7 protein-coding genes are annotated in these 14,599 nt (G+C 40.6%); 3 read left to right on the forward strand and 4 right to left on the reverse strand.

Annotated features, from left to right (window positions below; genetic code table 11):
• The first annotated feature begins 51 nt into the window (after positions 1–51).
• The gene (locus B9A52_RS23850) at positions 52–459 is read left to right on the forward strand and encodes a hypothetical protein (RefSeq protein WP_084123077.1); all 408 of its coding nucleotides are present in this window, start codon (positions 52–54) and stop codon (positions 457–459) included.
• A 182-nt stretch (positions 460–641) separates the two neighbouring features.
• On the opposite strand, the gene B9A52_RS23855 is transcribed toward B9A52_RS23850, so the two are convergent.
• The 4 genes from B9A52_RS23855 to B9A52_RS23870 all read right to left on the reverse strand — a co-directional run bounded on the left by B9A52_RS23855 (position 642) and on the right by B9A52_RS23870 (position 9,299).
• Positions 642–2,054: a SusD/RagB family nutrient-binding outer membrane lipoprotein gene (locus B9A52_RS23855; protein ID WP_084123078.1), complete on the reverse strand. Its 1,413-nt coding sequence runs from the start codon at positions 2,052–2,054 to the stop codon at positions 642–644.
• 12 nt (positions 2,055–2,066) lie between these two features.
• Positions 2,067–5,177 (reverse strand): SusC/RagA family TonB-linked outer membrane protein, encoded by a 3,111-nt coding sequence (locus B9A52_RS23860; protein ID WP_084123079.1) that lies wholly within the window; start codon positions 5,175–5,177, stop codon positions 2,067–2,069.
• A gap of 559 nt (positions 5,178–5,736) precedes the next feature.
• Positions 5,737–7,968: a sodium-translocating pyrophosphatase gene (locus B9A52_RS23865; RefSeq protein ID WP_084123080.1), complete on the reverse strand. Its 2,232-nt coding sequence runs from the start codon at positions 7,966–7,968 to the stop codon at positions 5,737–5,739.
• A 320-nt stretch (positions 7,969–8,288) separates the two neighbouring features.
• Positions 8,289–9,299, reverse strand: coding sequence for a Gfo/Idh/MocA family protein (locus B9A52_RS23870; RefSeq protein ID WP_084123081.1), 1,011 nt, complete (start codon positions 9,297–9,299; stop codon positions 8,289–8,291).
• Between the two features lie 138 nt (positions 9,300–9,437).
• On the opposite strand from B9A52_RS23870, the gene B9A52_RS23875 reads away from it, so the two are divergent.
• Together B9A52_RS23875 and B9A52_RS23880 are read left to right on the forward strand one after the other, a co-directional pair.
• Entirely contained in the window at positions 9,438–12,134 is a 2,697-nt protein-coding gene (locus tag B9A52_RS23875) for a phosphoenolpyruvate carboxylase (RefSeq protein WP_084123082.1), read from the forward strand.
• A 125-nt stretch (positions 12,135–12,259) separates the two neighbouring features.
• Entirely contained in the window at positions 12,260–14,560 is a 2,301-nt protein-coding gene (locus B9A52_RS23880) for an acyl-CoA dehydrogenase family protein (protein WP_084123083.1), read from the forward strand.
• The last annotated feature ends 39 nt before the right edge of the window (positions 14,561–14,599 follow it).

The following is a 14,599-nucleotide window of genomic DNA, read 5'->3' on the forward strand; positions in this document are numbered from 1 at the left end:
AGTTAATATTCTGTCTTGAGCTTCTTTTTGTTAGTAAAAATCTAATCCGATATGAATACCTTAACATTGAAATTATTGAAAATTGGGATCATTTTAAGCTATTGCCTTATTCCTTTGATCGGCCCAAAGATTTGGATAACTATGAGTGGGTATATCTTTCTTTGCCTGATAAGTATGGAGATTGAATTGGTTTCATTGGGGTTAGTGCTATTGGCATGTTTGGTGTTGATGACGGTTACGTTGTTTGGTTTTTTTGAAAAGTATTGGCTAAAAATATTCTTGTATGCTGGGATAATCTTATCCATACCCATTTGGAGGGCGATGATCCATAGTTTCAATGAAGGAAAACATCCCCTAGACTATAGATTTTATGTTGTCAGTTTCCTCTTTTATACTTTGCTGATCATTCTTTTGATCGGCTTATATAAAAAGAAAAGCATTTCCATTTCTCAATCGTAAACACTTTCTCTTCCAAAGTTTCATTAAACAGGGAAAAAGCTTAGAAACCTAGTGACAAAGTCATGACAAATACCATCTGGACCTCTTACCTTTCTCCACTCACCTTTCTCCGTAGTAAATTAAAAGCAATGAAGAAAATAAAAAAATCCCCTATCGCTAGGGGATTTTTTTAGGTATTCAATTTATTCATTCCACCAGATTCGGTCCAATAATGTCACAGAAGGTACATTATTGCCATTTCTACTGACTTCAGAATCCGGGTAAGCCAATCTCCTTATAAACTGACCATTCAGATTTGGATTAAGGCTTTCAGGAATGGTCATATCCTTGTAGGCATAATCAAACCTTCTGGCATCATTCCAGGTCTCAGGATTAAGGAATGTTGCTATCCATTTTTCCTTAAATATGTCATTGATGGTAAATGCAGCTACACCCATGCTCACCGAAGGATGGCTGATATATGCCTCTAATGATGCATCATTTACAGAAAGCATTCTCATGTGGGCACGTATCCCCTCAAGATAAGCCGCATAAGCACGGACTTTGTCTGTTTCGAATGCTGCTTCAGCTTCAATAAATTTCAACTCGGAAAAGGTCATAATCAACACCGGTCCTGTTCTTGTAGTATAGAACTGACCCGGGATCAATACTGATCTGGCACCACGTTCAGGTGCATCTCCCCTACCGGCGCCATTTTCTACCCCGATATATTCCCCATTATCTGTAGCACCAACCATTAATGGTAGCCTTGGGTCTTCAATAGGATATGATGTACCGTCAAGGGCCTCAATAAACTGGGAAGAAATCCATCCACCCAAAAGAAGGTTTTGGTTGTTCAACGCAATTACTTCCCAAGGATTTCTCCTTTGCTCAAAGAAATTCATTTTGGCATCATCAATGTTACCAACAAAACCACTAGATACTGCTGCCAATACTTCACCAGCATTATAACCTGGTTTTCCTTTCATGTGTATCATATATCTTGCCTTGAGAGAATTTACAAATTTTATCCACCTTGGGATATTTCCCTGGAAAATAAAATCATCTCCTCTGACTGTGACAGAAGAGGCCTGATTGAAATTAACCAAAGCCTGATCCAACAGCGCATTAATCTCAGCATATAACTGCTGATCGTCATCAAATTTAGGAGTCACAGTTTCAAAAGTAAATCCTTCTGAATAAGGTGCATTACCCCACATATCGACTACAAGACCTAAATTCATTGCCATCATAGTCTGACCTACTGCAACATAATGGGATGCTCCCAAATTTTCGGATTTATTGATCAGATCAGTGATATCTGACATTATTCCATAGAAACTTCCCCAGGTACCGCTGAAATCCAAGGGCTCCATAATATCAGAGGAGCTTGAAGGGTTGGGAGATGCAAGATGCTGCACGTAGTTACTTGTAATCGAACCAGCCCTTTGAACGTTCAATGTGGACTCAAGGACCACATTGGTCAAAAGTCCCTGAATAGGAGCGTCTGTTGGATTGTTTGGGTTTTCGTTGACATCCAGCCAATTGTCACAAGATGCCAAAAACACCATCACCAATGCTATCAAGAATATGTTAAGTTTTGATAAATTCTTCATGATTGTCTGTTTTTAGAATCCAAGATTAAGTGAGAAAAAGAGGCTTTGTACGGCCGGGAAGCCCAAGCCAGTAAAGCCGACAGCGTTGCCGCCTGCTCCGGCACTGAATGATTCCGGATCAAATCCATCCCAAGGGGTGTAAAGGATAATGTTATTGGCAGCTACAGAAGCTCTTAGTGATCTGATGAAGGTTTTTTCCAACAACCTTGGACTGAAATTATATCCCAAGGTTATGTTTCTCAACTTGATAAAGCTTGCATCCTGCACAAAATTTTCACTCACTGTTCTATAAGTATTTCTATAAAACCCGGCTCCATAATTCCTACCATCTGGGCCTACACCTTGACCTAGCCAAACTTCCTGACCGTTAGGCGACCCATCTGACAATACTCCTTCAAAAACCCTGGTATCATTTCTGTCATTTGTAAATTCATTCATTCCAAAAGCCGACAGAAAATTACCAAACTGATTATATTGATCTACTCCAAAACGACCATCGACAAGGAATGAAAAATCCCAATTTTTATAATTGAAATCATTTCTGATTCCACCAAACCATTTCGGTATGGCATTTCCCAAAATCAATTGGGTTCCATCCCTCACCGGGAATCCATTTGCTCCGATCACTATAGGAAGGTTTCTATCCAAAGTTTCTACCCCTTCAGGTCTTCCCCCTTGATAAAATCTTGTATAACTACTTCCATAAATATCCCCATAAGGTCTTCCTTCAACCAATTTCATTGTCACCGTACTTCCAACATATCCAAATTGACTACCTACGATTATCTCCTCAATTCCTTCTCTGATCGATTTGACTGTGTTGTCATTAAATGAAAGGTTGAAATTAATATTCCATCTGAATTCGTTCCTCTGCATGGCCAGAGCCTTAATTACAAATTCAACTCCTTCATTCTGAATTTCACCTGCGTTGGTGATATAGGAAGTAAACCCTGTCGAAGGTGATACAGGTACGGGTATGATCTGATCTTTGGTGTTATTTTTATAGTAAGCTATGTCCAACTCAATCCGATTATCCAAAAATCCCAGTTGGGTCCCCAATTCTATTGAAGAGGTTCTTTCAGGCCTAAGATTTGGATCTCCAAAACCGCCAAACCTGGTAAATCCAACCTGTCCAGCCAGTGGGTAAATATTCGGTGTAACATAAGTAGCTCCAAGTAAATGCGGATCGGTATCTTTACCTACTTCTGCATAAGACGCGCGGATTTTCCCAAAAGACATCCAGGATGGTAGATCGAAGGTTTCAGAAAACAGATAACTCAAATTGAAGGATGGATAGAAAAAGGAATTGTTCTGTTGAGGTAAAGTAGAAGAAATATCATTTCTACCTGTAACATTTAAGAAAACTGTTCCTTGATAATCCACCGTGACATCTCCATAAAAACCAACTAATCTCCTGATACTTTTTCCTTGATCACTGAAAATCTGTCTGGTATTGGATAAGTTGAAAAACTCCGGAATAACAAAATCCTGTCCCAATGAAGATAGCCTGTCAAATCGTCTTTCGAAGATATCATTTCCAAATCTCAGGGATGTATTCCATTTTTCGCTCCAACGTTTTTGCATGGAAACTATGAAAGTGGAAGTAAGATCTCTGCTGTTGATTCTGATTTCACGGATAAAACCAGTCGCACTCAAGGGCACCTCTCCATCTATCCTCTTAGGACCGGGAGTGATTTCCGTCCTACTATCCGAAAAGACATCCGCTCCAATACGATAAGTAAAATCAATCCAATCAGCGGGTTTATAATTCAAAGTGACATTTCCGATCAATCTATCTACATTATCTTCAAATGTACTGAACCTCGCATCATAGATGGGATTGGTGTTGGACCCATAAGTTTTCATTGTTCCATCAGGATTGATATAGTCTCTTACATCCTGCGTTTCAGCCCAATAAACCAATCTTTCCATGAATCTGTCATGAGGAACCCTGTTACCTCCTGAGTTGATATAATTGAGAGAACTTGAAAAATTGAATTTTTCAGAAACCTTTACCTGACCGTTCAACTTGGCTGAGGTTCTCGCCCAATTACTGAATGGCATAATTCCATCATGGTCAAACCTTCCAAATGAACCAAAAAAAGTTGCATTATCGTTTCCTCCCGAGATGCTTACGTTATTGGATATCTGGACTCCTGTATCAAAGGCCCTTCTCCAATTATCCTGGTACTTATGACCAGGAACAGTCTGAGCAACCTCCGCAATCGGCGCTCCCCACGCAGGCCAAAAGCTCGTAGGATCATAAACCCCGCTAAAACCCTGACCAAAATTTTCCTGAAGTCTTGGAATCCTGTTCGGTGTTTCAAAACCTACAGAAGAAGATACATTAACTGCCGTAGTTCCTGCCTTACCTCTTTTGGTAGTAATGATTACAGCACCATTGGCGGCACGAACCCCATAAAGAGCTGTAGCAGCAGCACCCTTCAAAATACTCATAGATTCAATATCGTCAGGGTTAAGATCTGCCACCCTGTTCGAAAGTCCTCTTGGTGTTCCCGGAGACTCCACAGTTGAATTGTCTATCTGAATACCATCTACAATAAACAATGGCTGATTATCCGCACCTGGACTCAATGAATTGACGCCCCGAATGATAATTCTAGCACTCTGACCCGGAGCGCCACCTGCATTGGTAACTTGAACACCTGCAGCCTGTCCCTGAAGGGCGTTTACTATATTAGGTTGTTTGGTTCGAACGATATCTTCATTATCAATTCTTTGTACCGCATAACCCAAGGTTTTCTTCTCCTGTTCTATACCAAATGCCGTCACGACCACTTCGGACAACTGCCTTGTATCGGTAACCATCACCACATCTATGGTTGACCTGTTGTTGATATCAACAGATTGGCCTACAAAACCAATAAATGAGAAAGTTAAAACATTACTACCACTGGGTACATTGATGGAATAGTTTCCATCGATATCTGTAACAGTACCAATTGTGGTATTTTGCACCAAAACGGTTACTCCCGGCAATGGTTGACCATCATCTCTGGAAGTTACTTTTCCTTTAATGGCATTATCCTGAGCATATATATCCGGAGACATGCTGATAACTGCCAAAAAGAAAAGAACGAAAACAGTAATTTTTTTCTTCATAGATTTTTAAATTAAGGTTAAAGATTAGTTTGTAGAAATACCGCTACTTAAAGCAACAGACCAAAATCACACAATTGAGCTTATCGACATTTTACTTGTTCCAAATTCAAGAAATCAAAAACAGCATAAAACGGCATTAAGTCTATTGCTAAAACGAATTAACATTCCATTAAATTTAAACTTTTGCAATTGAATTCATCCGTATATTATCACATTTCATTAAAAATAACAATAAAAATTCCTCTTTTAATTTAGCTCCCAATGAATATTTTTTACTTACAAAAAAAATGGAATTTACTTTTAATCTGATTTTTTATGCAGTATATAATTTTAAAATACGGCATAAAAAAACAAACCATAGCATTCCATTTTAATCAGATCAAAAAAAAGCCGCCCAAAGGCGGCTTAAATAGATTCTAAACTTTCTAATTGTGTTTTCAAGAACAACTGCACGGATTGAATTTACAAAAACTGCGTTGTCTCAAATTTGATTTTCACCTTCCAGGATTTTCCGGAAAATTGATGTTCAATTTATTTTCCGGCAGAAAGGCGAATACAGTTATTTTACTATTTCGATCTTCTCAATAGATACAATCTCCTTTGCATCTTCAATGATGATCTCTTTTTTGATTTCAATCTTTTCAACTTCAATATCGCCTCTTGTATGCCTGTCCCCTTCTGAAATATGTGGGGCAATCACCAATGCAACAATGGAAGTCAATTTGATCAGGATATTCATAGAAGGTCCCGAAGTATCTTTGAAAGGATCTCCGACAGTGTCACCTGTCACTGAAGCTTTATGGGCATCAGAACCTTTATATTGCATTACCCCATCAATCATCACTCCTTTTTCAAAGGATTTTTTTGCATTGTCCCAAGCACCTCCGGCATTGTTTTGGAAGATACCCATCAATACCCCTGAAACAGTAATACCTGCCAATGTTCCGCCCAGTACTTCCGGTCCAAAAGCAAATCCAACGATAATGGGTGTCAACAAAGCAATCGCTCCTGGGGCAACCATTTCCCTGAGTGAAGCTTTTGTAGAGATCTCCACGCATTTTTCATATTCCGGCTTGGCCTTGTATTCCATGATTCCAGGAATCTCTCTAAACTGTCTTCTTACCTCATTGACCATGTCCATTGCTGCACGGCCTACTGCGGCAATAGCTAAGGAAGAGAAAATAAATGGAATCATTGCTCCGACAAATAAACCTGCCAATACATCTGCTTTATATATATCAATGGAATCTATACCGGCTATTCCTACATATGCGGCGAATAAAGCCAAAGCTGTCAACGCTGCAGAGGCAATCGCAAATCCTTTACCAGAAGCAGCAGTAGTGTTTCCTACAGCATCAAGGATATCAGTTCTTTCTCTTACTTCTTTTGGTAAACCTGACATTTCAGCAATACCCCCTGCATTATCTGCTATAGGGCCAAAAGCATCAATTGCCAACTGCATGGCTGTAGTTGCCATCATACCTGCGGCTGCAATGGCTACTCCATATAAACCTGCCGCTAAAAAGGATGTATAAATACCTGCTGCCAAAACCAAAATCGGAGCAACAGTGGATTCCATTCCTACAGAAAGTCCTCCAATGATGTTGGTCGCATGTCCTGTCGAAGATTGTTTGATGATGGAATTCACCGGACGCTTGCCCATTGAAGTATAGTATTCAGTAATCATACTCATCAAAGCACCCACAATCAAACCAATGACTACAGCTCCAAAAACACCCATTTTGGTAAACACAATGGAACCTCCTCTTGATAAAATCAAATCTCCATCAGGCAACATATACATGATCAATGGATAAGAGGCCGCCACTGTCAACAAGATGGAAATCCAGTTTCCTTTATTCAAAGCCGCCTGAACACTGTCCGTATCTTTGTTGATTTTCACAAAAAATGTCCCTACTATAGAAAACATCAAACCCAAACCTGCAATCACCAATGGCAACAATACAGGAGCAATTCCGCCGAAATTATCAGCAGAAACAATTTCTCGGCCCAATACCATGGAAGCAAGTATAGTCGCAACGTAAGAACCGAAAAGATCAGCTCCCATCCCTGCAACATCTCCCACGTTATCCCCAACGTTATCTGCAATAGTAGCAGGATTTCTGACATCATCCTCAGGGATTCCAGCTTCAACCTTTCCAACCAAGTCAGCACCAACATCAGCAGCTTTGGTATAAATACCACCACCAACACGGGCAAAAAGCGCAATGGACTCAGCACCCAAAGAGAACCCGGCCAAAACTTCCAAGGCAGTCTCCATAGCAGCACCATTGACATCACCACCGGTGGAAAGGACAAAAACATTATAAAATACAATGAACAAAGAGCCCATTCCCAATACTGCAAGACCAGCTACACCAAGACCCATCACAGAACCTCCTGTAAAAGACACATTCAATGCCCCTTTCAAACTGGTTTTGGCGGCCTGTGTGGTTCTTACATTGGCCTTAGTGGCAATATTCATCCCCATGTATCCAGCAAAAGCGGATAACAAAGCTCCTATAATAAATGAAATGGCAATGATCGGACTTGAAGTCTCCACCAATGTACCTGACCAGCCGAGAATAATTGCGGCGATAACAACAAAATAGCCCAGAATTTTCCATTCGGCTTTTAAAAATGCCATGGCTCCCTTGGCAATATGACCTGCCAATTCAACCATATTGTCATCTCCTGTTTCCTGCTTGGTTACCCAGGCAGATTTTATAGCCATTACTATCAGGCCAATTATCCCCAATACGGGGACCAAATAAATAAACATTTGTTCCATAGAGCGTTTTTGAGTTTACTTCAAAATTTTTAATCCGACAAAGATATTATTATTCACATATCTACCAATCAAATCGGGTAAAAGTCATGTTTTTTTGGAGGAGGCTTAGGGAGGGAGACTTAAGACACAAGACACAAGATTTTAGACTTTAGATTTAAATAACAGATTAAATGGTAATGAGTGAATTCTCAAATGATCTTGCTTATAACTTTGCACTTTTTTTTGAATTACAGGACCCTTCCTGGTACTTGGTACTTTGTTCATTGTACCACTTGTCCGCTTTTGCGGATTGTACTTTATTCAAATCTTCAATTTAAAATCTAAAATCTACCCTCTCTCCCCTCCACCAATCGATCCATTACCCAATTTGTCCTGGCAGCGGTAATACCCGTACTAGGACTTTCGGAGGTTCCCAATAAATCCCTGATAATCTCGGTAATCAATGGCTGCTGTATGTGCTTCGGTAATTCAACCTGAAAATGGATTGGTGCTTCGAAATCGGATTCAAGGGTGAATTCGCCCTTCCCAAAAGTTTCAAACCTAATCAGACCTTTACTTCCATAAATTCTCACTTCATCTATCTCAGCACTTTTCGATGTGGTGAAACACCAATTTCCTGTTCCCAGGACATCGTTTTTGAATTCAAAACTTCCAACTACAATATCCTCTGCAGCATAAGCCTCAGCCTGATTGGATGCAATACCTGAAGCACTGATTATGGGTCCGAAAAAGAAATCCAATAAATCCAATTGATGAGAAGCCAAATCAAAAAAGTATCCACCACCGGCAATTTCCGGATTTATCCTCCAGTTGTTTTCCAAATGGACGACAACATCCGGCTTGAGTACCTGCTTCAGGTTGATGTGTACGGTTCTGACTTCCCCTATGGCACCGGATTCCATAAGCTCCTTGATTTTCAAAAAATGGGGCAGTGCCCTTCTGTAATAGGCCACATAAAGTGGAACCCCTGCTTCCTCACAGATGGCAATCATTTCCTTACACTCAGCATAAGTCCTCGCCATAGGCTTTTCTACATAAACCGGCTTCCCTGCCTTTGCAGCTAACTTGGTCAATTCCAAATGGGCATTCGGAGGCGTGGCTATATAGATGGCATTGACTTCAGGGTCATTTACGAGTTCCTCAGCAGATGTAAACCATTTCGGAACATTATGCCTTTGTGCATAATCCTTGACTTTTTCTTCACTCCGCCTCATCACCGCAACCAAGCGACTATTTGGGATTATTTTCATGGCCGGTGCGGATTTGACTTCGCAGACATTTCCGACCCCAAGCACTCCCCAACAAACAGTATCCCCTTTGATCTTCTTCATAATATTAAAATTAGAAGTATTTATTTTTACAACCCGCCTGTTTTGACTAAATTATTTGAATGGACAAAAAAGGACTCTTATAAATATATCCTTAAATTTGATTTCCTTGATTTTTATATAATTAATCTAAATAAAATTATGAGCAACCTATCGCCGGAAATAATTTTTCAAAAGATTGAAACTGATATGGCATTTTTGACCGAATGCTTCAAACGGGTACTGACAGAACTGGGAGAAGACAAATTATCTCCATTACTTAACGGAAAACTCAATCAAAAAAAATTAGAAGAGTTGACTGAGGATCTTGAGGAAAAACAAATTCAGTTTCTCAGTATTTATCTCCAATTGATGAATCTTGTTGAAGAAAATGCAGCGGTACAGTTCCGAAGAAAACAGGTCAACGAAAATGGAATGGATTCGATCCGCGGATCATGGGCAGAGACCTTTGAGAGATGGAAAAAGCAAGGTTTGACCGAAAGCCAAATGCTTGAAATCATCAAAGAGGTGAGAGTGATACCTGTTCTTACTGCACATCCCACTGAGGCCAAGAGGATTTCCATACTCGAACTGCACCGGGAAATTTATTTGCAATTGGTAAAACTGGAAAACCATAATTATTCCGAAATAGAGCGAAAGGTAATAGAAGATGAAATTATTTCTTTGTTGGAACGCTGGTGGAGAACCGGGGAAGTCTATTTGGATAAACCCACCGTTATTTCAGAGCGCAATAATGTCATGCACTATTTTACCAAGGTCTTTCCGGAGATACTGAAAAAAAGTGACCTTCAGCTTCGTCAAAGTTGGAAATATGCAGGTTTCAATTCCCAATCGCTCAACAATCCAAAAGTCTTTCCCAGGATTCAATTTGGAAGTTGGGTGGGAGGCGACAGGGATGGTCATCCCTATGTCACAGCGGAAATTACAGGTAACACTTTGCTTGCACATAGGAAAGCTTCCCTGGAAATAATCCGTGAAATGATCAGAGACTTGGCCTCCCGCCTCAGTTTTTCTGAAATAAGGAGTCGGGTACCATTCCAATTGATTTTATCTATCAATGAAATGGCTTTGGTTTTTGGAGATTCCGGAAAAAAAGCAATGGAAAGAAATAACCATGAACCCTGGAGGCAATTTTTGAACATGGTTTTACTGAAGTTGGAAAACACCATCCATGATGATTTTACCGAATTCAAATATTACAAAAATTCCCAAGAGCTTTTGGATGATCTGAAAATCCTAAGAAAAAGTCTGATAGAAATAAAGGCCACAAAAATCGCTGAGTCACTGGTATTCCCAGTTGAGAGGCATGTACAATGCTTTGGATTTCATCTGGCCAAGCTTGATATCCGACAAAACAGCGAATTTCATGACAGGGCCTTGGAGCAAATTCTGAATGATGTCTTCCCTGATAAAACCGCCTATAGATCTTGGCCTGAGGAGGAGAAGCTCTCTTTTATATCCAACGAACTACAAAGTGAAAGACCCTTTGCATTATCAGGTAAACAATTTGGTGAAGAGGCCGACAAAGTACTTGATTGTTTCAGAGCTGTAAAAATGCATACTGACAACTATGGGCCTGAGGGAATAGGTTCTTTCATCATCAGTATGACAAGAAGTTTACGGGATTTACTGACAGTGTATCTGTTTATGAGGGAAGTAGGGTTGGAAAGAAAATCCTTTCAGGTAGTGCCTCTATTCGAAACTATAGACGATTTGGAACATTCGGCCAAAATCATGGATGATTATCTTTCCCATCCCTTTATTACAAAACCCGATGTTCAGGAAATCATGCTTGGCTATAGTGACAGCAACAAGGATGGCGGAATTGTGGCAAGTAGGTGGAATATTTACCAGACAGAACTACGGCTCTCGAAAATTGCTGGCCTTCATAAGTTAAGATTCAGATTCTTTCATGGGATCGGTGGCACTATCAGCAGAGGTGGAGGCAAATACCATAGGTTCTTGGAAAGCATGCCTCCAGAAAGTCTGAGTGGCCAAATCAAACTGACTGTTCAAGGGGAGACCATTGCCCAGCAATTTGGAAATTTACTCAATGGCACCTATAACATGGAAATGCTGCTGTCAGGTGCTGCTTTTCAGACCAGTTCTTATCTTTTTCCAAGAGAAATTCCTGAATTTCCGGTTCAATCGCTGAAACAACTCTCTGAATACTCCAAATCTTTTTATAATGGTTTGATCACCCATCCTGCATTTATAGAGTTTTATGGGGAGGCCACACCGATAGACGTTTTGGAAATGAGCAAAATTGGTTCGAGACCTGCAAGGAGAACCGGCACAAGGTCTCTATCCGATCTAAGGGCAATCCCGTGGGTTTTCAGTTGGAGTCAGTCCCGGTTCAACATCACAGGTTGGTTTGGAATTGGTTATGGTTTGGAAAAACTAAGGAAAGAGAACCCTTCTGAGTACCAAAATCTTAGGGAATTCTCCCTTAAATGGCCCTTGTTGATGTATATTTTGATACAGTTGGAAACTAATCTGATGTCAGCTGATCCGGATCTGATGAAGTTATATGCAAGCCTTGTCCAAAATCACCAAACAAGAAATGAAATCCTCGAAATCATCATGCATGAACACCAAAGAAGTCTTAATGAGATTGCAGCCATGTTTGATAGGGAGCGGGAGTCCCGTAGAACAAGTCAGCTTGACAACCAAAAGAGAAGGGAAACAGCATTGACTATCCTCCATAAGCTTCAAATTGAGGAATTGGCAAAATGGAGAAAAATAAAAAGCAACAATCCTGAGGTAGGAGAACCCTTGGTCAAAAGATTACTTGAAATCACTGCTGCTTTGGCAAGTGGATTGAAAAATACCGGCTGATCAAATCATTAATCCTTTTGTAGATCCCTCCGTTATAGAAAGAACCTCTTATAAGCTAATTGGGGTCTAAAGATCCTATGGCCATTTAATGTTTTTGATTTCTGTCAACCCAAAAGACCAAAGTCATGCTCAAATCCAAACATATCACAGATAACCCAAAACTTTACATTTTTTTACCACTTTACTATACACTTTGGGCAGATGGGGTATTGACTCCTACAGAATTGAAAGAGATCAATGCATTGATCGAAAAACAGTCCTGGATCAATGAAGAGGAAAAAAACTGGCTGTTATCGCTGCTAAACCCCAGCAATCCTCCAAAACCAACGGACTTCAAATCTTGGAAATCGGAAGTCAAAAAACTGGATCTGAACAATTTGGCCAATCTATATGAAATAGGGAAAGCTTTGGCCATATATCATTCAGGACAAAAAAAATTGGACTTCGAACCCAGACTTCAGACCGACTTTCAAGAAACAGAATTGAACCTGGGTCTATTGAGCGGGGAAGCAGGCTATACCTTCAAATCAGACCACAAAACCATTACCACAGAGTATCATAAAGAACGTAATTTTGAGGTAGAAAAAATGACTTCCCTGCTGGATGGGAATCAGTCTCTTTTGATCAAAAATGTGAAAAAAGTCATTGCCGACCCCTCTTTTGCTTACAGGGAATACGATAGCCTTTTGGACCAAAGGGAACAAGTTCTGCAATGGTGTCAGGAATTGGCAAAACAGGGATATGGTTCTTGGGCTTTCCCTCAATATGCCGGAGGCAAAGATGATATGGAAGGTTATTTTACAATCATGGAAACCTTGAGCTATCATGACCTGAGTATGGTGATCAAGTTTGGGGTACAGTTTGGGCTTTGGGGTATGAGCGTCTACTTTTTGGGAACTGAAAAGCACCATAAAAAATACCTCAAAGACATCGGAAGTTTGAGACTGCCCGGATGCTTTGCCATGACCGAAACAGGTCATGGCTCCAATGTAAGGGGCTTGGAAACTACCGCCACTTACAATAAAGAAGATGAAACATTTCTCATCCATACCCCAAATCCAGAAGCAAGAAAAGAATATATTGGAAATGCCGCTCTTCACGGGCAGGCTGCAACAGTCTTTGCTAAGTTGATCATAGATGGGGAAGATTATGGGGTCAATGCCTTTGTAGTTCCTTTGAGAACATCAGAAGGGAAAAGCATTAAAGGTGTAAGGATTGAAGATTGTGGCCGGAAAATGGGCCTCAATGGCGTGGACAATGGCGTTATCTATTTTGACCAAGTAGTTATCCCGAAAGAAAACATGCTGGACAAATTTGCGACTGTCAACGAGCGAGGGGAATTTGAAAGCCCCATCAGTTCTGATAACAGAAGATTTTTCACCATGTTGGGAACTTTGGTCGGGGGAAGAATCGGAATCCCGCGTTCGGCACTATCAGCCAGCAAAACAGGTCTGACCATAGCCATCAGATATGGGGAAACCAGAAAACAATTTGGCCCGGAAGGTGGAGAAGAGGTACCTATCCTCAATTACCGCATGCATCAGAGACGATTGATGCCGCCTTTGGCAAAATCCTATGCACTTCATTTTGCCTTAAAATACCTCACCCAAAGATTTTTGGATAGGAAAGAAGAGGATGCACAGGAAATTGAAGCCTTGGCAGCAGGCCTCAAAGCTTATGCAACATGGTTTACCACAGCTACACTTCAGGAATGCAGGGAAGCCTGTGGAGGAAAGGGATATCTTTCCGAAAACCGGATTGATGCTCTCAAGAATGATACAGATGTGTACACGACTTTTGAAGGGGACAATGTAGTCCTGATGCAGTTGGTGGCCAAAAACAGGTTGACTGAATTCAGACAGGAATTTGGGGATATGAATATTTTCACTGTTTTCAATTATATCACCAGCCAAGCAAAGACTTCCTTTATTGAGAAAAACCCAATTATCACCCGAAATACGGACCAAGGACATCTCCTGGATTTCAACTTCCACCTGAATGCATTCAGATATAGAGAAAAAGCCATCTTGAACAGCGCAGCACAGAGGCTCAAAAGGCATATCGATGAAGGTATGGACTCTTTCGATGCATTCAATGTGGCTCAGCATCATTTGGTCAATGTAGGAAAAGCTTATATTGAAAGGGTAGTTTTGGAACAGTTTCAGAAACAAGTGCATGAAACCACGGATCAATACTGCAAATCAGCCCTGACCCAACTCTGTCAGTTATATGCCCTGCATACCATTGAACAAAACAGGGGTTGGTACTTGGAACAGGGTTACATGGAAGGGAACAAAACCAAAGCCATCCGCAAAGAAGTCAATCAACTCTGTTGGGAAGTTAGAAAAAATGCTCTTGCCCTTACCGATGCTTTTGACATTCCTGAAAGCTGCATTGGGGCACCGATTGCGAGGAGAGAAGTTTGAGGAAAGGATAAAGGATGAGAGATGAAGGATGAAGAAGGC

Origin of the sequence: Aquiflexum balticum DSM 16537, from assembly GCF_900176595.1 — a bacterium.
Lineage (GTDB): Bacteria > Bacteroidota > Bacteroidia > Cytophagales > Cyclobacteriaceae > Aquiflexum > Aquiflexum balticum.